Source organism: Peribacillus sp. TE19612, assembly GCF_056279465.1.
Genome location: NZ_JBWCCL010000013.1, coordinates 20,840 through 41,643 on the forward strand (window position 1 = coordinate 20,840; position 20,804 = coordinate 41,643).

20 protein-coding genes, 1 pseudogene, 1 riboswitch and 1 other annotated feature (1 of these 23 cut by a window edge) are annotated in these 20,804 nt (G+C 43.1%); of the genes and pseudogenes, 11 read left to right on the forward strand and 10 right to left on the reverse strand.

What is annotated here, in order from left to right; translation table 11 throughout:
- Positions 1-9: 9 nt before the first annotated feature.
- From ACZ9AO_RS20760 to ACZ9AO_RS20770, 3 genes are read right to left on the reverse strand one after another with little or no spacing between them, the layout of a single operon-like run.
- Entirely contained in the window at positions 10-801 is a 792-nt protein-coding gene (locus ACZ9AO_RS20760) for an ABC transporter permease (protein ID WP_222620005.1), read from the reverse strand.
- Positions 791-1,561, reverse strand: a complete 771-nt coding sequence (locus ACZ9AO_RS20765; RefSeq protein WP_057279181.1) for an ABC transporter ATP-binding protein — start codon at positions 1,559-1,561, stop codon at positions 791-793. Before ACZ9AO_RS20765 ends, ACZ9AO_RS20760 begins: the two co-directional genes overlap by 11 nt.
- Positions 1,562-1,588: 27 nt before the next feature.
- Positions 1,589-2,590 carry an ABC transporter substrate-binding protein gene (locus tag ACZ9AO_RS20770; RefSeq protein ID WP_476110157.1) on the reverse strand — a complete coding sequence of 334 codons (1,002 nt, stop codon included), beginning with the start codon at positions 2,588-2,590 and terminating at the stop codon, positions 1,589-1,591.
- 135 nt (positions 2,591-2,725) lie between these two features.
- Here ACZ9AO_RS20770 and ACZ9AO_RS20775 point away from each other — a divergent pair, with 135 nt between their 5' ends.
- From ACZ9AO_RS20775 to ACZ9AO_RS20790, 4 genes and pseudogenes are all read left to right on the forward strand, one after another.
- Positions 2,726-3,514, forward strand: a complete 789-nt coding sequence (locus ACZ9AO_RS20775) for an alpha/beta hydrolase family protein (protein ID WP_252267928.1) — start codon at positions 2,726-2,728, stop codon at positions 3,512-3,514.
- 50 nt (positions 3,515-3,564) lie between these two features.
- Entirely contained in the window at positions 3,565-3,807 is a 243-nt protein-coding gene (locus tag ACZ9AO_RS20780) for a DUF2584 domain-containing protein (protein ID WP_048686484.1), read from the forward strand.
- A gap of 221 nt (positions 3,808-4,028) precedes the next feature.
- Positions 4,029-4,493, forward strand: coding sequence for a 2-thiouracil desulfurase family protein (locus ACZ9AO_RS20785; RefSeq protein ID WP_214774116.1), 465 nt, complete (start codon positions 4,029-4,031; stop codon positions 4,491-4,493).
- 34 nt (positions 4,494-4,527) lie between these two features.
- Positions 4,528-5,297, forward strand: a pseudogene (locus ACZ9AO_RS20790) (sulfite exporter TauE/SafE family protein).
- Positions 5,298-5,551: 254 nt separating this feature from the next.
- Here ACZ9AO_RS20790 and ACZ9AO_RS20795 read toward each other — a convergent pair.
- The gene (locus tag ACZ9AO_RS20795; RefSeq protein ID WP_476110160.1) at positions 5,552-5,722 is read right to left on the reverse strand and encodes a Fe3+ hydroxamate ABC transporter substrate-binding protein; all 171 of its coding nucleotides are present in this window, start codon (positions 5,720-5,722) and stop codon (positions 5,552-5,554) included.
- A gap of 205 nt (positions 5,723-5,927) precedes the next feature.
- Positions 5,928-7,064: a non-hydrolyzing UDP-N-acetylglucosamine 2-epimerase gene (gene wecB / locus ACZ9AO_RS20800; RefSeq protein ID WP_476110162.1), complete on the reverse strand. Its 1,137-nt coding sequence runs from the start codon at positions 7,062-7,064 to the stop codon at positions 5,928-5,930.
- 195 nt (positions 7,065-7,259) lie between these two features.
- Here wecB and ACZ9AO_RS20805 point away from each other — a divergent pair, with 195 nt between their 5' ends.
- Genes ACZ9AO_RS20805 through ACZ9AO_RS20815 form a run of 3 tightly spaced genes read left to right on the forward strand, consistent with a single transcriptional unit; the run spans position 7,260 to position 11,148 of the window.
- Positions 7,260-8,465, forward strand: coding sequence for a glycosyltransferase family 4 protein (locus tag ACZ9AO_RS20805; RefSeq protein ID WP_476110164.1), 1,206 nt, complete (start codon positions 7,260-7,262; stop codon positions 8,463-8,465).
- A gap of 23 nt (positions 8,466-8,488) precedes the next feature.
- Positions 8,489-9,805 (forward strand): glycosyltransferase, encoded by a 1,317-nt coding sequence (locus ACZ9AO_RS20810; protein ID WP_476110166.1) that lies wholly within the window; start codon positions 8,489-8,491, stop codon positions 9,803-9,805.
- Positions 9,806-9,846: 41 nt separating this feature from the next.
- On the forward strand, positions 9,847-11,148 hold the full coding sequence (locus ACZ9AO_RS20815; protein ID WP_476110168.1) for a nucleotide sugar dehydrogenase: 1,302 nt from the start codon (positions 9,847-9,849) through the stop codon (positions 11,146-11,148).
- Between the two features lie 680 nt (positions 11,149-11,828).
- Here ACZ9AO_RS20815 and pckA read toward each other — a convergent pair.
- On the reverse strand, positions 11,829-13,415 hold the full coding sequence (gene pckA, locus ACZ9AO_RS20820; protein ID WP_048686469.1) for a phosphoenolpyruvate carboxykinase (ATP): 1,587 nt from the start codon (positions 13,413-13,415) through the stop codon (positions 11,829-11,831).
- Positions 13,416-13,844: 429 nt separating this feature from the next.
- Positions 13,845-14,007: riboswitch (SAM riboswitch) on the forward strand.
- Between the two features lie 163 nt (positions 14,008-14,170).
- On the opposite strand from pckA, the gene metK reads away from it, so the two are divergent.
- On the forward strand, positions 14,171-15,364 hold the full coding sequence (metK, locus tag ACZ9AO_RS20825; protein ID WP_048686467.1) for a methionine adenosyltransferase: 1,194 nt from the start codon (positions 14,171-14,173) through the stop codon (positions 15,362-15,364).
- Between the two features lie 300 nt (positions 15,365-15,664).
- Here the strand turns inward: metK and ACZ9AO_RS20830 are convergent, their stop codons facing one another.
- On the reverse strand, positions 15,665-16,183 hold the full coding sequence (locus ACZ9AO_RS20830; protein ID WP_063596121.1) for a gamma carbonic anhydrase: 519 nt from the start codon (positions 16,181-16,183) through the stop codon (positions 15,665-15,667).
- A gap of 210 nt (positions 16,184-16,393) precedes the next feature.
- Here ACZ9AO_RS20830 and ACZ9AO_RS20835 point away from each other — a divergent pair, with 210 nt between their 5' ends.
- Complete coding sequence (locus tag ACZ9AO_RS20835) at positions 16,394-17,197, forward strand: alpha/beta hydrolase (protein WP_034310569.1); 804 nt, start codon at positions 16,394-16,396, stop codon at positions 17,195-17,197.
- Positions 17,198-17,260: 63 nt separating this feature from the next.
- Here ACZ9AO_RS20835 and ACZ9AO_RS20840 read toward each other — a convergent pair whose 3' ends face one another.
- The 3 genes from ACZ9AO_RS20840 to mnmL all read right to left on the reverse strand — a co-directional run bounded on the left by ACZ9AO_RS20840 (position 17,261) and on the right by mnmL (position 19,569).
- Positions 17,261-17,656, reverse strand: a complete 396-nt coding sequence (locus ACZ9AO_RS20840) for a hypothetical protein (RefSeq protein WP_072273698.1) — start codon at positions 17,654-17,656, stop codon at positions 17,261-17,263.
- A gap of 384 nt (positions 17,657-18,040) precedes the next feature.
- Positions 18,041-18,613 (reverse strand): tRNA 5-(aminomethyl)-2-thiouridylate-methyltransferase MnmM, encoded by a 573-nt coding sequence (mnmM, locus tag ACZ9AO_RS20845; RefSeq protein WP_251542952.1) that lies wholly within the window; start codon positions 18,611-18,613, stop codon positions 18,041-18,043.
- Entirely contained in the window at positions 18,610-19,569 is a 960-nt protein-coding gene (mnmL, locus tag ACZ9AO_RS20850) for a tRNA modification radical SAM protein MnmL/YtqA (protein WP_048686310.1), read from the reverse strand. The genes mnmM and mnmL overlap by 4 nt, the downstream gene beginning before the upstream one ends.
- A 168-nt stretch (positions 19,570-19,737) precedes the next feature.
- On the opposite strand from mnmL, the gene ACZ9AO_RS20855 reads away from it, so the two are divergent.
- Positions 19,738-20,244, forward strand: coding sequence for an SMI1/KNR4 family protein (locus ACZ9AO_RS20855; RefSeq protein ID WP_052137365.1), 507 nt, complete (start codon positions 19,738-19,740; stop codon positions 20,242-20,244).
- Between the two features lie 96 nt (positions 20,245-20,340).
- Complete coding sequence (locus ACZ9AO_RS20860; protein ID WP_034310579.1) at positions 20,341-20,604, forward strand: DUF2524 family protein; 264 nt, start codon at positions 20,341-20,343, stop codon at positions 20,602-20,604.
- 153 nt (positions 20,605-20,757) lie between these two features.
- Positions 20,758-20,804 (forward strand) — a binding site (T-box leader) (it continues 185 nt past the right edge of the window).

The window sequence follows — 20,804 nt, forward strand, 5'->3', positions numbered from 1 at the left end:
GCAGTTTGGTCAGTCTTTGATTAATTTTCGCTCGAGCAGTTCGACTAGTTGATACATGATTGTGGCAAAGACGGCAATGATCATCAAGGCAAGCATTACGAGGGTGAAGTTGAAGACTTGAAAGCCATAAATGATTAGGTAGCCGAGTCCTTTGGCCGAAACAAGGAATTCCCCTACGATGACGCCGACCCAGGAGAGGCCGACATTCACTTTTAATGTCGAGATGATCGTTGGGAAGGATGCTGGTAATATGGCTTCCCGAAAAGCTTGTGTTCTTGTGGCGCCAAAAGTTTGGAGTACTTTCAGGTAGTTCGGGTCGACTTCGCGAAATGCGGTGTAGACGACGATGGTGGTGATGATGATGGAGATGATCGCCCCCATCGAGATGATGGATGGAAATCCAGGGCCGAATGCTACGATGATGATGGGGCCGAGTGCCACTTTCGGCATCGCATTTAAAATGACGAGATAAGGGTCAAGTGTTTTGGATAATCTTGGCGACCACCAAAGCAGGGATGCCAGGATCGTTCCAAGCAGTGTCCCTATGATAAAGCCGAGAACGGTCTCGAATAGCGTCACTCCGGAATGGGATAGCAGGGTTCCATCACCCAATTTCTGTATGAAAAGATGCCACACTTTAGTCGGGGAGCTGAAGATGAGCGGATCGATCAGTTCCTTCCTGGATAAAAATTCCCAACTGCTGAAAAAAACGATGAAAATCAGGATCTGATAAAAGCGAATGAGCCTGTTTTCTTTTTTTAATGAGGTTTTATATTGGTTATGAAGCTGTTCAATATTCAAGGCTCTCAAGCTCCTTCCAGATCGTTTGGAATAACATCGGATACTGCGGATGGTTGCGTGCATGGAAAGGCGTGAGTTCACGCAATTCATCGGGCACCTTGAAGGTTTTGTGCACGCTTCCCGGGTTCGCGGAAAACAGAAAGATGCGGTCACTCATTGCAATGGCTTCACCGATATCATGGGTGACGAGGACGGCTGTCTTTCCGAAGGATTTCAGGGTTTCAAAAACAAGGTCTTCCAGCTTCAACTTGGTTTGGTAATCAAGAGCTGAAAACGGTTCATCAAGCAAAAGGATTTTTGGATCGACTGCCAGTGTCCGTGCCAGTGCAGCCCTTTGCCTCATTCCTCCCGATAGTTCGCGCGGATATAATTTTCCGGTGTCTCCCAATCCAACGTCACTTAAAAGTTTAAGCGTTTTTATTCTCTCGAGTCCTTCATCTTTTTTTATCAGTTTCAATCCTAATAAGATATTTTCTTCTATCGTCTTCCATGGAAATAGATAATCCTGCTGCAGCATATAGCCGATTGAAAGGTCGCTGTTGGCTTTCAGCGGTTTGTTTTCGAGCAGGATCTTTCCTGAAGTGGGCGGAAAGAGCCCGGCGATGATGGAAAGCAGGGTGGTTTTTCCGCAGCCGCTCGGACCTAGAAAAGAGACGAATTCACCTTTTTCAATGTCGAGGGAAATGTCCGCAAGTGCGGTCGCTGCCGTCTGATTTGAAAAATAAGTATGGTGAATGTCTTGGATTTTTAAAAAGCTCATCGGACATCCTCCTTACCTTTTGCTATGTTATTTTGTGACTTCTTCAGCAAAGTCGGTATTGACCAGCTCTTCATGGCTAATACGTGTTGAAAGCTCGCCTGCTTCATCCATGATGTTTTGCAGATTGTTCCATTCTTCTTCATCAAGAATGGGGTCGGTGGCAAAGGATCCTTGTTCTTTGTAGCGGTTGATAACTGTTTCCATCGTCTCGAGATTGGTATCTTCAAAATACGGCTGAATGACTTCGGCAATTTCGGCAGCATCGTTTTCCTGAACCCAATCTTGTGCTTTCTTCAAGGCCCTCGTGAATTTTTCGACAGTCTCTTTGTCTTCTTTCAAATAGCTTTCTTTGGCCATATAAACTGTATATGGAAGATGACCTGACTCGGTGCCGAAAGAAGCGACGATATAGCCTTTTCCTTCTTTTTCAAACACACTGGCCGTTGGTTCGAACAGTTGCACGAAATCGCCGGTTCCGGAAGCGAAGGCAGTTGCGACATTCGCGAAATCAATGTTCTGGATGAGGTTTAAATCTTTTTTCGGGTCTATGTTATGTTTTTTCAATACGAATTCGCCGGCCATCTGCGGCATCCCGCCCTTGCGCTGGCCGAGGAATGTAGAGTTTTTCAGCATATCCCAATTGAAGTTGTCAATTTTTTCACGTGAAACAAGGAACGTTCCATCCGTCTGTGTTAATTGAGCGAAGTTGATGACTGGGTCATTCGAGCCTTGTGCTTGAACGTAAATCGATGTTTCGGAGCCAACGAGAGCAATATCCGCGCCATCGGAAAGAAGCGTGGTCATCGTCTTGTCGCCGCCTGCCGTCGTTTTCAAATCAATGCTGAGGCCCTCATCTTTAAAAAAACCTTTTTCGATCGCCACATATTGCGGTGTATAGAAAAGGGAGCGGGTTACTTCGGCAACCCTGACCTTCGTTGTTTCCTGTTCTTTGTTGCCGCATGCGCCAAGCGGGATCACCAGCACGCACAGAAGTAAAAATACGACACCTGCTTTACACCATTTTTTCAAAATTCCTTCCTCCTTGATATATGGGTATTTTGCCTACATTATCGTATGAACGGAAGAAAAAAATGTGAATGCCTCTCAGGGGATAAAAACAAGCGGATGTTTTACAATAAGAATAAAGAGAAAGGAGAGTGGAAATTGGAGAACGGAACGATTATTTCAAAACAGCGGTTTCCATCACCGCATCCACGAATCCATCTTTATTCAGTTACGTACATATCACAAGGCCTGAAGGTAAAGGGTTTGCTGGCTGAACCGGTTGATGGCGAAATACATGACGCCTTCTTATATTTACGCGGCGGGATTAAAAATGTCGGCAAGGTGAGGCCTGCAAGGATCGTGCAGTATGCTGTAGAAGGTTTCATCGTTTTTGCTCCTTTTTACCGTGGAAATCAAGGCGGGGAGGGAGATGAGGATTTTGGAGGCGAAGATCGATTCGATGCGATATCAGGATTCAATCTTCTTGAACAGCATCCACGAGTGAACAAGGATCACATTCATATCCTCGGATTCTCCCGTGGCGGCATCATGGCCCTTTGGACTGGGATATATTGCAGGAACGCAGCGTCGATCGTCACATGGGGAGGTGTGTCGGATATGTTTTTAACATATGTCGAACGGGTCGATATGCGCCGGATGATGAAGCGTGTCATCGGCGGAACACCTAAAAAATGCCCGGATCAATATGAATACCGTACTCCATTGTTTGCGATTGAAGATTTGAATGTACCCGTCCTGATCATACATGGTGAAAAAGATGACAATGTCGCCATAGAACACGCATACCGGCTGGAAAAAAGGTTGAAAATGCATGACAAAGAGGTCGAAAGTTGGTATTTCCCTCAATTCACGCATTACTTCCCGCCTGCCGTGAACAGAAAAGTAGTCGAAGATTTAACATCTTGGATGAAAAGTAAAACCGAATAATGATAGAATGAAGGATATACTAAGTATATTGGCAAGAGGAGGAGATACACATGGGCATGCCTATGGAGCTAAATACCATGATCGTTACAAAAGGGAACGAAACCCGTGAAGAAGAAAACACTTTTCGGCTGGCGAAAGCTGGTTACAGGTTATACCCTATCGATATTCCAATCGATGTCCGCAAAACGATCCAATCTGATTCAAGCGGAACAGCCGTTATCCAAAAAATTGAATGGACCAGTGAAAAGACCATCATTACGTACCAACTGCTATCACTGAATTCAACTAACTAAATAGACAAGCGCTTGCCGGGGATCGCCTTCGCTGCAAGCGCTTTTTTTGTTTTTGCAGAATTCGACAGATACGCGGATAATTCGGCCTGTGTGGAAAAAATTCGACCCAAGCAAAACGGGATTTTAACAGCGTAGAATCCCTGGTGGATATTCAATCTTCGAAATGATTGTCACGAAAAGAGTGGTAAAATGGTGTAAAGTGCATGAGGCGGGGTGGTTTGATGATTTTGGTGAGTTCTTGTTTAGCGGGCCTTGAGGTAAGATACAATGGTACTCACAGCTTGGATGATGGAATTATGGCATTGATGAGGGAGAAAAAGGCTATAGCTGTTTGTCCTGAGTTGCTTGGCGGTTTTTCGACCCCGAGGGAACCTGCTGAAATAGTTGGCGGTGAAGGTGGGGATGTCCTTGATGGAAAAGCGAAGATCATCGAAAAGTCGGGCAGGGATGTAACGGAACTGTACATAAAGGGAGCGAATCTTACGTTATTGAAAGCCCAGGAGGTAGGGGCGACGTTAGTCGTTTTAAAAGAAAACAGTCCATCCTGCGGGAGTGCCACGATTTATAATGGGGAATTCAAGGGGAAGAAGAAGGTCGGGAATGGAGTGACCGCGGCTTTGCTTAGGAGGCATGGGTTCACGGTCATTTCAGAAGAAAGGTTATTCGATTACCTGGGTGAAAAATGAGTAATGGCATTAGATTTTGAAAGAAGGGGAATACATGGAGGATATCAATCTCTATACTTTGCTATTTTTAGTACTTGCGGGTTTTATTGCCGCATTCATCGATTCCGTAGTGGGCGGGGGAGGGTTAATTTCCATTCCTGCTTTATTGTTCACGGGGATATCGCCTTCAGCGGCACTTGCCACTAACAAGCTGGCGGGTACCATGGGGTCTTTAACGAGTACGATTTCATTCATTCGGGCTGGAAAAGTGGATTTCAAATTCGTCATCAAGCTGTTTCCGATCACCGTGATTGGAGCGGCGTTAGGAGCATACATTGTACATTTCGTTTCCGCAGAGATATTGAAGCCCCTCATTTTGATCTTGCTGGTCATTGTCGCGTTTTATACATTGGTAAAAAAAGGATTGGGGTAAAGATGCAAAGTATAAAGGGCTGACAAGGAAGAAAATGATTCTCTTGATAGTCATAATATTTGCGATTGGTTTTTATGATGGTTTTCTTGGACCAGGCACAGGTTCCTTTTTATTTTTCATTTCTGATCATTGGGTTTGATTTTGTCCAGGCTGCCGGGAATGCAAGAATATTGAATTTTGGAAGCAATATTGCCGCACTTATCATTTTTTTATCTATGGGGACCGTCAATTTTGCCTATGGAATCCCGATGGGTCTTGCAATGGTCGCGGGAGCATTGGCAGGAACGAACTTCGCCATTAAGAAAGGTGCTTCTTATGTCCGTATATTATTCATTTGCGTCACGATTTTATTGATTGGAAAAAATACCCTTAATTATTTTCATATTTTTTGATGGAGTGTTCAGCGAATGAATGCCTATTAAAAATGGCCGGGGATACAAGGCGTATTTTCGGCCATTTTTAAACAAGGTCATTCGCTTCTTCAGGTGTTGGGAAATCAGCTTCCCCGTAGATTTGCAGTTGACTATGAAATACTTCTGCATAAAAGGCCAATGCGTCTATAGCTGTCCATCAAAAATTAAATAGAGGGTAACTTGATTTTTCATACTAATCCTCCTGTTTCGTGTTGACTATCCATTCGATAGAATTAAATTTTCTTATCAAAACAAGCTTCGCAGATGAAACTTCCTTCATTTTTTAAATATGCTTTTATTTTAGTCATCCCTTTACGCTTCGGATAACGCATTTTCACAAGAACGACTTCGTCCCCCTTAATTTCTTTACCACATTTAACACAATTGGGATCTTTCCCGAACATAGCAACACCTCCAAGGTAATACGATTGACTTCAAAGAAACTTTAAATCTCCCCAAACTATCACATATGTATTTAACATTTACAAATCTAAATTGGACTTTGCTTTAATCCTTCGCTAAATGAAAATGAAAGCAGCCGTTTCATAATCTGGCTGAATAGAAAAAGCCTGCCGCTTACGTGACAGGCTTTTCTCTCTATTTTATTTTTTATAATGGAAGGGGTGATTTCACTTCGCAATGCGTTAATAGGATATCGACAATCCGCTTTGAAGCGAATCCATCTCCATATGGGTTGGAAGCTGTCGCCATTTTTTTATAGGTTTCTTCATTTGTAAGTAATTCTGAGGCTAATTGATAAATTCGTTCTTCCTCGATTCCTGCCAATAAAAGGGTACCGGCATCGATTCCTTCCGGACGTTCTGTTGTATCGCGTAACACAAGGACAGGAACGCCAAGTGAGGGAGCTTCTTCTTGCACCCCTCCGGAATCTGTCAATATGAGATGGGCGTGCGCCGCAAAGTTATGAAAATCAAGCACCTCAAGCGGCTCTATTAAGTGAAGCCTTTTCGTTTCACCGAAAATCCGGTAAGCAATTTCACGGACAACCGGGTTTTTATGAAGCGGGAAAACAACTTGGATATCCGTGTAATCTTCAAGCAGCCGTTTGACGGAACGGAATATCTCTTCCATTGGTTTTCCGATATTTTCCCTTCTGTGCGCTGTCATCAATAACATGCGATCTCCATTCAAACCAGATAGAATTGGATGTTCATAGTCTTTACGTACTGTTGTTTTCAAAGCATCGATAGCCGTATTGCCAGTAATATAGATACAATCACTCTTTTTATTTTCCAAAATTAGATTCTCTGCCGCCTGATTTGTAGGGGCAAAGTGCAAATCAGCCATGACGCCTGTCAGCTGCCTATTCATCTCTTCAGGATATGGAGAATACTTATTACCAGTCCGCAGACCAGCTTCAACGTGACCAATCTGTATCTTATTATAGAAAGCTGCCAGGCTGGCGATGAAAGTTGTCGTTGTATCCCCATGTACGAGGACGATATCCGGTTTTATATCTTTCATGAGCGAACTCAATTTTTCAAGCCCTCGAGTTGTAATCTCTTCTAATGTTTGTCTATCCTTCATCATATCCAAATCGTGATCTGGATTTATTTGAAAACATTGCAAGACTTGGTCGAGCATTTCCCTATGCTGGGCGGTGACCACCACGATGGTTTCTATTTCTTCTGGATGCTTTTTCAGTTCCAAAACGACTGGTGCCATTTTGATAGCCTCTGGTCTTGTACCAAATACGGTCATGACCTTAATACGTTGTTTAGGCATGCTCATTTCCTCCCCTTCTGAATGTCTCCCCCATTATAACGGGAAGTTCAGGGGAAATATAAAAACGAAACAATTATTAACAGAATTTTTACAATATTAATAATGACTTTATACTTCTTTAACCTTAAGTTAATATCTGGCATTTACAATATAAAGCAGGAAGTAAGCTAAGCAGAATAGAGGTGATAGGCGAATATGAAAAGCGTCCTGATGATCGTGCAAAACTTTTATCCGGAAATCGGAAGTGCGGGAAATAGAATGAAAAATATATATCTCCATTTGAAAAGAAACGGATTCGAGGTAACGGTCATCACATTGAAGCCGAGTTATCCTAATCAAAGTTTATATCAAGATACAAAGTTTTGGGATGAAGATAGCATTGAAGAAGATGTCATCAGGATTAGGCCGGACAAAGTGAAGAGGTATACAAGCAATATGGGGAAGCGGTTGCTTCATTATCTTGAAGCGATGTGGCTTTTCATCTATACAATCATCCGTCTCGAAAAAAAATATGATTATGTGTTTGCCACGACCCCGCCGATCTTCCCTACATTGGCAGCATTGATCGCCAAGAAAAAGATGAAGGCGAAACTCATTACCGATGTCAGGGATTTATGGCCGGAATCGTTGATAGGTGTAGGCGTATTTAATAATAAGTGGGTTTTGAAAATCGCTTTCTTCCTGGAAAGGAAGCTATATAGGCATTCAGATTTTATTATCATCAATAGTCCCGGTTTCAGGGATTATATCGTTGCAAAGGGAGTCAAGGAAGAGGCCATCCAATTCATCCCCAATTCGCTTACAGCGGATGAGCTGACGTTAAAGAACTTGCTTACACCCATATCGGAAAAGGTAATCAAGGTCGTTTATGCGGGGAATATCGGACTGGCCCAGGACTTGAAAAAGCTGATAGCCGTCGCTGAAAAGCTAAGGGAACATAAACAAATCGAGTTCTCGATGATTGGATATGGATATCGGATATCCGAAGTGGAGAAGGAGATAAGTTCTAGAGGGCTGACTAATATTAAGATGATTAATGCGATGAATCGAAGAGTGACTCTTCATGAAGTTTCAACGTCTCATATTGCCTATGTGAGCTTGGTTGAAAAAGAAGTCTTCAATAAGGTCCTGCCCGGTAAAATCATCGATTATATGTGTGTCGGAAAACCCATTGTCGGTGATGTGGACGGCAGGGCCAAGAAGATGCTCATAGAGGCGAAATGCGGGTTGGTGGCAGAGAGCAGAAATGTTGATGAAATCTGTCAGCATATATTGACAATGGCCTCAGATCCGGCCCTTCGTGAAGAACTCGGAGAAAACGGTCATCGTTATGCTAAACAACATTTTCAATGGTCTAAAAATATTAAAGGTCTCATCAACGTGATGGAAGCGTCAGGCTGAAAAATCCGGAAGTGGAGGACAACATGGCGAAGAAAGTATGTATGTTCGTGTGGAATCACTTTACGAACGATGCGAGGGTTCTAAGAGAATGCACAGCACTTACAGAAGCGGGTTATGAAGTCGATTTAATTGCCATTCATAACTGGAAAATCGAAGGTTTGGCCAAAAAGGAGAAACACCAAAATGGTTTCTCGGTCACTAGGGTGAATAACCGCTGGGAGGCGCTTAATAAGATTCTCAGGATCGTAGGCAAATTGAAGAAAAAGAAGTTTGAAATCGTTCTATTTGCCTTATTGATCTGGAATACGCTGTGGAATTTGAATTTTATCAACGGCTGGGTGGGATCGGGAATACTGTTCGGTGCATTTGCACTCCTTGCGCTGGGCACCCTGTTCATCACTAAAACGAAGCTGCCGACACTATTAACGAGGAGCTACATTTTTGGTCAAATGATCTATCATGGCCGGAAAAGGAAATATGATTTCTATCATTCAAATGACTTGAATACGCTCATGCAGGGAGCGATCAGCAGTAAATGGCTGAGAAGGAAAAAGCTGATTTATGACTCGCATGAAGTACAAACGAGCAGAACGGGATATAATAGCCGAATTTACGGGATGATGGAGAAATTCCTATTAATGTTCGTCGATGAAATGATCGCCGAAAACCATACGAGAGCTAAGTATAACGAAGACTTATATGGTCTGTATCCCAAGGTGGTCCATAACTACCCGATTCCAACCAATCCGGAGGAAAGTACGGCCGTGAATTTGCATGAGCTGCTCGATTTGCCAGAGAATGAACCGATATTGTTATACCAAGGCGGCGTTCAAATGGGAAGAGGGTTAGAGCAATTGGTTGATGCTGTACCGATGATCGAGGGCGGAACGGTAGTTTTTATCGGGGATGGAAGGATCAAGGATGAATTAATGAAGAAAGTAAGCGACATGAATCTGGAGCATCGTGTGAAGTTCCTGCCGAAGGTTCCGGTCGACGAGCTGCTCCATTATACAAAAAATGCGTATTTAGGTTTTCAGATATTGAATAATGTCTGCTTTAATCACTACTCCGCTTCTTCAAATAAATTGTTTGAATACATGATGAGCGGTGTGCCAGTGGTTGCCTGCAGCTTTCCTGAAATTCAAAAGGTTGTCGATACGGAAAAAATTGGTGTGTGTGTCGATTCGCATGATCCAAAATCAATTGCCGAAGGTGTCAATTACTTATTGAAGCATCCTGAAAAAAGGGCGGAAATGAGCCAAAACTGCCTGAAGGCGCGACAAAAATACAATTGGAAACAAGAGAAGGAAATCTTTATCGAAATCTATCAAACAGCCTAACAAATTTGAGTGCAGCAGAAAAATAGATAGGAGTGGTTTATATGAAACTTTGTACAATCGGACTTGGTTATATTGGACTTCCAACTTCTTTAATGTTTGCGAAATACGGTGTCGATGTTGTCGGCGTGGATATCCATCCTGAAATTATTTCCAATTTGAATAGCGGCAGGCTCCATATCGAAGAACCTGGATTGGATGAGGTATTAGAAGAAGTGATTGCTTCCAATAAGTTCCGAGCTGCGTTAAGCCCGGAACATGCGGATGTTTTCATCATCGCGGTGCCTACTCCAAATAAAAAGGACATGCACCAATCCTGTGATTTAACACATGTCATGGATGCAACCTCAAACATTCTTCCTTTTATCAAAAAAGGGAATGTCATCATTATCGAATCGACGATAGCGCCAAGAAGCATGGATGATCATATTAAACCGATGATCGAGAGGACGGGCCTTACCATCGGAAAAGACATTTTCCTCGTACATTGTCCGGAACGCGTTTTACCTGGAAGGATTCTTGAAGAGTTGGTTCATAATAACCGTATCGTCGGGGGCATCACCGAAACATGCTCATATAAAGGAAGTCTTGTTTACAAAACCTTCGTTCAAGGGGAGATCATTCAGACCGATGCGAAAACGGCTGAAATGTCCAAACTGATGGAAAACACCTTCAGGGATGTTAATATCGCCCTTGCGAATGAGTTGACGAAAATCTGTTTTGAGCTGGACATCAATGTTTTGGATGTCATATCGATGGCAAACAAACACCCTCGTGTCAATATACACCAACCAGGACCAGGAGTTGGCGGCCATTGTTTAGCGGTCGATCCGTATTTCGTCGTTGCAAAGGCACCAGAGTATGCGAGAATCATTAAATTGGCCCGTGATACCAACGTATCGATGCCTTATTACATCGTTAATTCCGTAAGGATGATGCTAGAGGGGATCCGGAAGCCAAAAATAGCTGTTTTCGGTCTAGCATACAAAGGAAATGTAGATGATATTCGTGAAAGTCCCGCCATTGATGTCGTCAATATCTTGATGGGGATGGAAAACATGGATGTAGCCTTGCATGACCCGCATGTCCAATCTGGAAAGATGCCAGTCGTATCAGTGGAAGACGCTGTAAATGATGCCGACTTGATACTTATCCTGACTGACCATGATGAATTTAAACAGATGGATTATGATAAGCTATCGAATCTCATGAGCAATAAATTGATTCTGGATACACGCAATTGCATTGATGCAACTAAAACAGAGGTCCCGGTGGCGAACCTGGGCAATATATATCAATACAAAACGGTGTCCATGAAAAAAGACAGGAATAAAGCGATCATCTAAAAATTTGGACAACATCGATAACGGAATAACGATTAAGGGGGCACTGACTATCACAGTGCCCTTTTTCCAATGAAAAAAGGACCATGCAAGAAAGTGGTCCTTTCAGAACGTGGAAACGATCCAGTTGGTTTCAGATCCGCTTCCTGTACGTCAAGCATCCTAGCAGAGTCTCGGCCAATTATTCGAGCGCAGCCATCATATTTCGGGTTATAAGGCAGTATTCGAGCGCAGCCGCCGTATTTCGGGCTTGCAAGGCAGTAAATTCGAGCACAGCGGCCGTATTTCGAGCTGCAAGGCAGAGAATTCGAGCGCAGATGGCGTATTTCGAGCTATAAGGCAGTAATTTCGACCACAGATGGCATATTTCGAGCTGTATGGCAGTGAATTCGACAGTAGACGTGTATTCGGGTGCAAGGCAGTAAATTCGAGCGCAGCCGCCATATTTCGGGGTGTATGGCAGTAAGTTCGAGCGAAGATGCCGTATTTCGGGCTAATGGTAGTTACTTCGACCGTAGCCGCCGTATTTCGGGTTACTTGGTACTTTATTCGACAGTAGATGAGGTATTTCCCCTTCCATGGCACTTAATAAAGTAATCCATAATCATGGTTCGGGAAGTGACATTTCTTGCCGACAAACTGAAAGGACCAAGCAAGAGCTTGGTCCTTTTGTGTACAATTTATTAAGCTGTCGGGCCGCCAAGTTCCTCGATTTCACTTGGAACGCTTTTGAATTTCTTGAAGTTTGCACGGAATTGTGCGGCAAGGTCTGTTGCTGCTTCTTTATAAGCGGCAGGATCTGCCCAAGTCTTGATTGGTTGAAGAACTTCATCAGGAACACCAGGAACATGAAGCGGGATATCCAAACCGAAGATATCATCTTTGATCGTTTCGATGTTCGCTAATTCACCTTCAAGCGCCGCTTGTACCATTGCACGGGTGTAAGCAAGTTTCATACGGCTTCCAGTTCCGTATGCACCGCCAGTCCATCCTGTGTTGACAAGGTATACTTTTGCATTGTGCTCGTCAATTTTATCACCAAGCATCTCAGCATAGCGTGTAGCTGGAAGCGGTAAGAATGGTGAACCGAAGCAAGTGGAGAATGTAGCTTCCGGAGAAGTTACGCCTCTTTCAGTACCAGCCAATTTACTAGTGTATCCGCTTAGGAAGTGGAACATTGCCTGTTCTTTGGAAAGCTTGCTGATTGGAGGCAGAACGCCTGAAGCATCAGCTGTTAAGAAAATGATTGTATTTGGATGTCCTGCAATACTTGGGTTCACGATGTTATCGATCGCTTGCATTTGGTAAGCAGCACGAGTGTTTTCAGTCAATGAACTGTCATCATAGTTCGCTACACGCGTATCCGGATCAACAACAACATTTTCTAATACAGCACCAAAACGGATTGCATCGAAAATTTGCGGTTCTTTTTCACGTGAAAGGTTGATCGTTTTCGCATAGCAGCCGCCTTCGATGTTGAATACGCCGTTAGAAGACCAGCCGTGCTCGTCATCGCCAATCAATTTACGGCTAGTGTCTGCTGATAAAGTTGTTTTGCCTGTACCGGACAGTCCGAAGAATAAAGCGACGTCCCCTTCACGTCCTACGTTAGCAGAGCAATGCATTGGAAGGATTCCAGCCTCTGGAAGTAAGTAGTTCATGATCGAGAAGATCGATTTTTTCATTTCTCCTGCATATTCCGTTCCGCCGATCAGGATCGTACGGCGTTCAAAAGAAACGATGATGAACGTTTCGGATGTAGTTCCGTCCACTTCTGGGTCCGCTTTGAAGTTAGGTGCAGAAAGGATCGTGAATTCAGCTTCGTGACCTCTCAGTTCCTCTTCGTTTGGACGGATGAACAAAGTATGGGCGAAAAGGTTATGCCAAGCATATTCATTAACAACACGGATGGGAAGACGTGATGATTCGTCTGCACCAGCGAAACCTTTAAAAACAAAAATCTCTTCTTTTGCTTTTAGGTAGTCAACTACTTTATTATATAGTTTATTGAACACATCTTCGGAAATCGGCCGGTTCACGGGACCCCAATCGATTTTATCTTTAACTGATGCTTCTTCCACGATATATTTATCTTTAGGTGAACGACCAGTATATTTGCCAGTTTCAGCTTTTACCGCGCCGGTTGATGTTAAAACGCCTTCATTTCTGCTAAGTACTTTTTCGACCAATTGAGGAACTGATAGTTGAGTTTGCACATTGTTTCCTGTTAATAATTGGTGTAACTCATTAGAAACATCTACAGAATTCATATATGAGGTACCTTCCTTTGTTTGAGTTTTTATATTACAATTAGTATAACACATTCATTTAATTAGTCTATACTATTTCTTTTAATTTGTGATTATTTTCAGCTAGCCGCATTAATCATTTTAATCCGGCAGGAACCGAGTCAGGATAATCGCATATACTTTCATGAAGAAAAATTTATTTAAATAGGAAGTTAGTAAGCAATATATGTCTAATGGGAAAGTCAGGATGTCGTTCCTTTTCGATGTTCAATACTTTATTATTAATGGCAATTTACAACATTTCTATTCGTATTTTGCGTTGTAAACCCCTCTAGGACGTTGTATCAACATGTTTTTTCAAATGAACGCCATTCTGGGTGGAAATGTTCTTTTTAGAAAAGCATTGACAAATTCCAGCCAAATACGATAATATCTTAAATTGTACGGATTCTCTTATCCCGAGTTGGTGGAGGGACAGGCCCTTTGAAACCCAGCAACCTGCCATATTGAACTTGACTCCAAGATCGATCGCCGAAAATAAAGCGAAGGTCTTCAAGGAATAGTGGTGATGGTGCTAACCTGAGCAAGGTAAAAAACCCTTGAACGATAAGAGTGAAAGGATAGAAGACAGAATTTTAAACCTTTCCTCATTTGCCAGGGAAGGTTTTTGTGTTTTTTATAAGTAATTCTGTGTCTATAGTTGAAACTAATGAGGGAAACGAGTTCCGTAAAAATCAGGCTTATGCCTACAACATACTAACTTCCAAGGAGGAAATATGATGTCAAAGAAACGTCTATTTACTTCTGAATCTGTTACAGAGGGCCATCCGGACAAAATTTGTGATCAGATTTCAGATTCCATTTTAGATGCTATCCTAGCTAAGGATGCAAATGCACGTGTTGCGTGTGAAACTAGTGTAACTACAGGTCTTGTACTTGTTGCTGGTGAAATTACAACGTCCGCTTACGTGGATATCCCGCGTATCGTTCGTGATACGGTTAAAGGAATTGGCTACACACGTGCGAAATACGGTTTCGATGCTGAAACTTGTGCCGTTTTGAGTTCCATTGATGAGCAGTCTGCCGATATCGCAGCTGGTGTCGATAAGGCATTGGAAGCTCGTGAAGGAAACATGTCAGATGAAGAAATCGATGCAATCGGTGCAGGGGACCAAGGTCTTATGTTCGGATTCGCTTGTAATGAAACAGAAGAGCTTATGCCGCTTCCGATTTCATTGGCGCATAAACTTTCATTCCGCTTGACTCAAGTTCGTAAAGATGAAACTCTTGCTTACCTACGCCCTGATGGTAAAACACAGGTAACCGTGGAATATGATGAGAATAACCGTCCTGTACGTGTAGATACAATCGTCATCTCTACACAACATGATGCAGAAATTACGCTTGAACAAATTCAAGCCGATCTAAAAGAACATGTGATCAAAGCTGTCGTTCCAGCCGAGTTGATCGATGCAGATACTAAGTACTTCATCAACCCGACTGGCCGTTTCGTAATCGGCGGACCTCAAGGGGATGCTGGTCTTACTGGACGTAAAATCATCGTTGATACTTACGGCGGATACGCTCGTCACGGCGGCGGTGCATTCTCTGGAAAGGATGCAACTAAAGTTGACCGTTCTGCTGCATACGCTGCACGTTACGTTGCGAAAAACATCGTGGCAGCCGGCCTTGCCGACAAAGCGGAAGTTCAATTGGCATACGCAATTGGTGTGGCAGAGCCTGTATCGATCTCTATTGATACGTTCGGAACTGGTACAGTTAGCGAAGAAGTCCTTGTTGACCTAGTTCGCGCAAACTTCGACCTTCGTCCAGCTGGAATCATCAAAATGCTTGACCTTCGTCGCCCAATCTACAAACAAACAGCTGCATACGGACACTTCGGCCGTACAGATGTCGATCTTCCATGGGAACGCACGGACAAAGCAGAAACATTAAAAGCACAAGCGTAATTCATATAAAAAAAGGTGTCCCGCTATTTGCGGGGCACCTTTTTTATGGATTAACTTAGCCGTCTGCGGGAATAATTCAAGAAATCCCAAAGAAATTCAACTTTAAGGGCCATACTAGCGATTTACTCGTGAGTTTGGAGCAAATACACGTGAGTTTCAGCGATTTACTCGTGAGTTAGGAGCAAATACTCGTGAATTTCAGCGATTTACTCGTGAATTTGGAGCAAATACTCGTGAATTTCAGCGATTTACTCGTAGTTTGGAGCGAATACTCGTAATTTTCAGTCAAGTGCTCGTGAATTACTTTATTCGTTCCGCCGTTTTATAGTATTGGCCTTTTTCGGCGTATTCGCGTACGATGCGTTCCATATCCTGACGATCTTCTTCGTTGATTTCGCGTATGACTTTAGCTGGACGTCCGAATGCCAACATGTTCGGTGGAATGACTTTGCCTTGGGGAACGAGACTGCCGGCACCGATGAAAGCACCTTCGCCGATTTCGGCTTCATCAAGTACGATCGATCCCATGCCGATTAAAGCTCCTTTGCGGATTTTACAGCTATGTAATATGACCTGATGGCCAATGGTTACTTCATCCTCGATGATCAATGGATTATTTGGGCTTTGGTGCAGGACGCTGTTATCCTGTATACTGACTTTTTTTCCGATGATGGTTGGGGATACATCACCGCGAATGACGGAATTGAACCAGATTGATGTTTCGTCGCCAATTTTGACATCACCTGTGACGACAGCATTTTCAGCAATATAAGCGCTTTCAGCAATTTCAGGTTCTTTGCCTTTAAACGGATAAATAATCATTTTCAATCATTTCCTTTCCGAAGTGAATGTTTTTATGTATTATTTTAATATACCGTATGCAAATACACTTGGCTATTTATAATAGCAATGTACAACTTGTTAGATTTCTTTTTTGTCGAAAATCACGAATATGGTTATAATTTATATATATTATTTCAACTATCATGGATCGTACACAACAAGTGAAAAGTGAAAGGGGGATTTCGAATGTGGAAATGGGAGACAGAAGGAGACGCAAAGGGCGTCATTGTCATCATTCATGGGGCAATGGAACATCACGGACGTTATAAGTGGGTAACACAAATGTGGCTTTCAGCTGGATACCATGTCGTCATGGGCGACCTTCCTGGGCAGGGTATGACTACTCGCGCCTACCGGGGACATATCGATTCCTTTGATGAGTATTTGGACGAAGTGAAAAGCTGGATAGAAGAGGCTTATGAATATTCGTTGCCGGTCTTTTTACTTGGACACAGCATGGGCGGTTTGATTTCGATACGCCTTCTTCAGGAAGAGGAATGGGACATTGCAGGAGTGATTCTTTCTTCTCCTTGCTTGGGCCTCGTGACGAAGCCGCGGAAGTTCCTTACAATGCTCTCGCATGGTTTGAACATCGTTATGCCTCAGTTCAGGGTGGATTCCGGATTGACACCTGAAATGGCGACGAGAAGTGCGGAAATTCGTGAATCCGATAGAAACGATACATTATATATCACAAAGGTTTCGGTTCGCTGGTATCGCGAGCTTGCACAGGCTATGAAGGATGCTTTTGAAGAGATTCCTGAATTTCAGGATGTGCCGCTTTTGGTGATGCAGGGCGGAGATGACCGAATCGTGAACAAGAAGGCGGTTCGTGAGTGGTTCAATTATAATTTGGCCAGTGAAAAGCAATATAAGGAATGGCCGAAGCTTTATCATGAAATCTTCAATGAACCAGAGCGTGATGATGTATTTCAATATGCGCTGAGTTTTGTTGAAAACCGTTTAAAGATATTAGGGTATGTCGTTTGATCCGTACATACTTCAGGATAAATGAAAAACTGCCGAAGTTTGACTTCGGCAGTTTTTTTTGGATCAGCCTGCGTTTTTAAGCAATTCGTTCGACTTGATGACCGGTGCCCAGAAAGTAACCGGATACATAAATTGGTTCAAATGAGTAAGTTCCTTTTTGTTGGATAATGCAGTGGATAGGAGATAAATAGATTTGAAGGTCAAGTCATTGGCGAATAGGTCCAAAAGCGTCGCTTTCATATTCATGGTCGCTTCATGGTTTTGGGTGGAAATCATTAAATCGAGCTGTGGCAGGAACTTATCAAAATGATGGTCAAATTGTTTGAGATCCTCCATGGTTTTTTGTTCTTCTGTCAACGAGTTGAGCGAGCTGACAAAATCCCCGTATTGCTCACTTGAATCCCTTTTGATTTTTTCAGTCAATATATCCGTCAGTAATGAAGTAGGCAAATGTTCCATTTTCTGCACCCTCTTATCTATTTTCTATCATTATAATCATTATAGACGAAAAATTCAAAAAGTTATGATTGGTAATTCTGCTTCCTGCGAGTTGGGATTGAAAAAACACCGTTCGTATCGAACGGTGTTCAGACTGTAGACGTACTCGATGAAAATCAAGTTTGTCTACAGTTTTATGAAGGTTTGTAAAATCTCGAACGTCGATTTCCACTCCAGGCACTCGCTTTCCGCGGGCGGTCCGCCCTCGGCGCTTTTGGGCCTGCGGGGTCTCCCCTGAACGGGCTTTTCCTGCTGGAGTCTTGCACACCCGCTCTAATCAAAATTTAGATAAAACCGCTTTTGTCTACAAAATGAACAACGTTCGAATAGAACGGTGTCAAGTCATCATCTCTTTTCAATCGCGACAATGAATGGCGGATTGTTTGCTTGGTTGATGAACCCGTATCTCAGGATATGGGCTTTCTGTTGAGGGAAGTTCTCTACATAATCCATCAATGCATCCCGTTCTGCCGATCCCCCTGGATGACCATGGTATATGACGAGGATGATGATGCCTTCAGGCGCCAGCAGTTCGAACAGCTGTTCAATGGCTGATATCGTCGTCTCGGCTTGGGTGATGATTGATTTGTCTCCGCCAGGTAGGTAGCCCAGGTTGAAGATGGCACCTGTGACCTTTCCTGAATGTTCTTTCCCGATATATTTGCTTAAATGTTCATGCCCATCATGAATGAGGGTGCAGTGCTCTTGTAAATTCTCGGAGTTCAGTTTTGCCGTTGTGGTTTCGATCGCTTCTTTTTGAATATCAAAACTATAGACATGTCCGTCTGCACCTGTAAGTCCTGCAAGAAAGACGGTATCAAAGCCGTTGCCCATCGTGCCATCTATGGTTATATCCCCGGGGCGCACCGCTTTTCCCAGCAGAATCCTGGCAAAAGGCAAAATTCGATCTAGCTTCATGATTGTACCTCCATGTGATGATTTTTCCCCTGCCAGCTGTTGCGGCGTTTCAGTTCGGCGTCAATGGCATTCAGGACATCCCATTTATTGACGCTCCACATTGGACCGATCATCAAATCGATCGGACCGTCACCCGTAATGCGATGAACGATCATTTCTGGAGGGATTATTTCCAGCTGGTCACATACAAGGCTGACATAATCGTCACGGTCAAGAAACTCGAGCAGGCCCTTTTCATATTGTTTGACCATCGGTGTCCCTTTTAATAGATGAAGTAAATGGATCTTTATCCCCTGCACATCGAGTTTGGCGACTTCACGGGCTGTTTCCATCATCATGCCGTAATCTTCCTGAGGAAGGCCATTGATGATATGGGAGCAGACGCGGATGCCATGTTTGCGCAGTTTATCGACACCTTCTTTGTAGCAATCGAAGTCATGGGCGCGGTTAATCATCGTTGCGGTCTTTTCATGGACCGTCTGGAGACCCAGCTCGACCCAAAGGTAAGTGCGTTCGTTCAATTCCGCTAAATACTCGACTACATCATCTGGAAGGCAATCCGGGCGTGTCGCGATGGAGAGTCCGACGACACCTTCCTGGGTCAATACACTTTCATATTTCTCGCGAAGCTCTGCCACGGGTGCATGAGTATTCGTGAATGCTTGGAAATAGGCCATATATTTTCCATCTTTCCATTTATGGTGCATCCGTTCACTGATTTTCTTAAACTGGACGTCCAAGGGTTCAACCCTGCTGCCAGCGAAGTCACCAGAGCCTGAGGCACTGCAGAAGGTACAGCCGCCATGTGCGACGGTGCCATCACGGTTCGGACAGTCAAAACCGCCATCCAGGGCAACTTTAAAGACCTTATGTCCAAAATGTTCTCTCAGGTGGTAATTCCATGTATGATATCGTTTGTTGTCCGTTGCATATATAAACGGGTTTGCTTGATTCAAATCAGCAACCTCCTAAATAAAATAAAGCGCAACATATATTATACAACATTCTCGCAGCTAGGTCTTTTTTTGAAAAATAAGCGTATACTGTATACTTGAAGGCTAAATATTTTGCTGCTATTTCCAGTTTATCTTTGAATGACTATATCCAATCGGGAGCTGATGGACATGACCGGTCAAGTTGAAGAAGCGATCAAACAAATGAAAAAGAAATTAGCCGAAAATAATCAGGTGATCGAAGTAAATGAAGATGGGTTCACATACAAAGCCACTTGCACCTTCAATTCACCTGCTTCGGATGAACAAATTCATTCCTTTGAAAAGAAAACCGGACTGCTTCTGCCTGAGGATTATAAGGAGTTTTTAAAAATAACCAATGGATGCCGTCTGTTCGATAATGTGGAATCAGGCGGGGAAAACGATTTATACAGCTTGGATGATATTATTAATTACACATATGAAAATTCCTACGAGGGATGCTATAAAGTGGCCTGCATTTATCAAGATAATATTGTGATCGATGGGGAAGCCGTCGCCAAAGGCGATAAGGAGTATTTAATGGTAAAAGGCCATATCGATGATTTTGAAGAAGGCGAGAAGCTCCATATGGGCTTTGCCGAATGGATCGAGCAGTTCATTTCCCATCAAGGTGAGAAGTTTTGGGATAAAGGTTGATTGTTCAAAAAAAAATGATAATCCTCCCGTTATTTGCTCAAACTAGAAAAGATGATTCCGAATCATCCAAATGAGACGCGAAGGAGAGGGTTTGAAATGGCAACCAGACAATCCGTCGATCATTTTTTAGAGCAATGTGAAGGGGCTCTCCATTTTGCAGAGTTTGAATTTAACGAGGCCTCACGGCAGGAGCATTATGATGATGAACAATTTCAAAATTCGCAAAGGTATATCGAAGAGGCTTTGACGGATATGGAACGATTGTATGCCAGTTCGAATGACCAGCAACGGGAAATGCTTTCGCGGATGAAGCAGCAGTTGAACGAATTGAGGAATGAAATGATTTTACTGCGACATTAAATGGAAGCAGGGGAGCTATGAATGAATAGCTCCCTTTTTTGCACGAATTTTCCTGAATTCGCATATATAATGAAAAACCTGTCGATAATGTTTATGTACGGCTATTGCAATTATCGGTGAAATTGACTAGAATGAAATAAAATCAATATTCTCATAAAGACTATGATGAGGAATAGTAGCGGTTTAAACCAGTAAAGAGA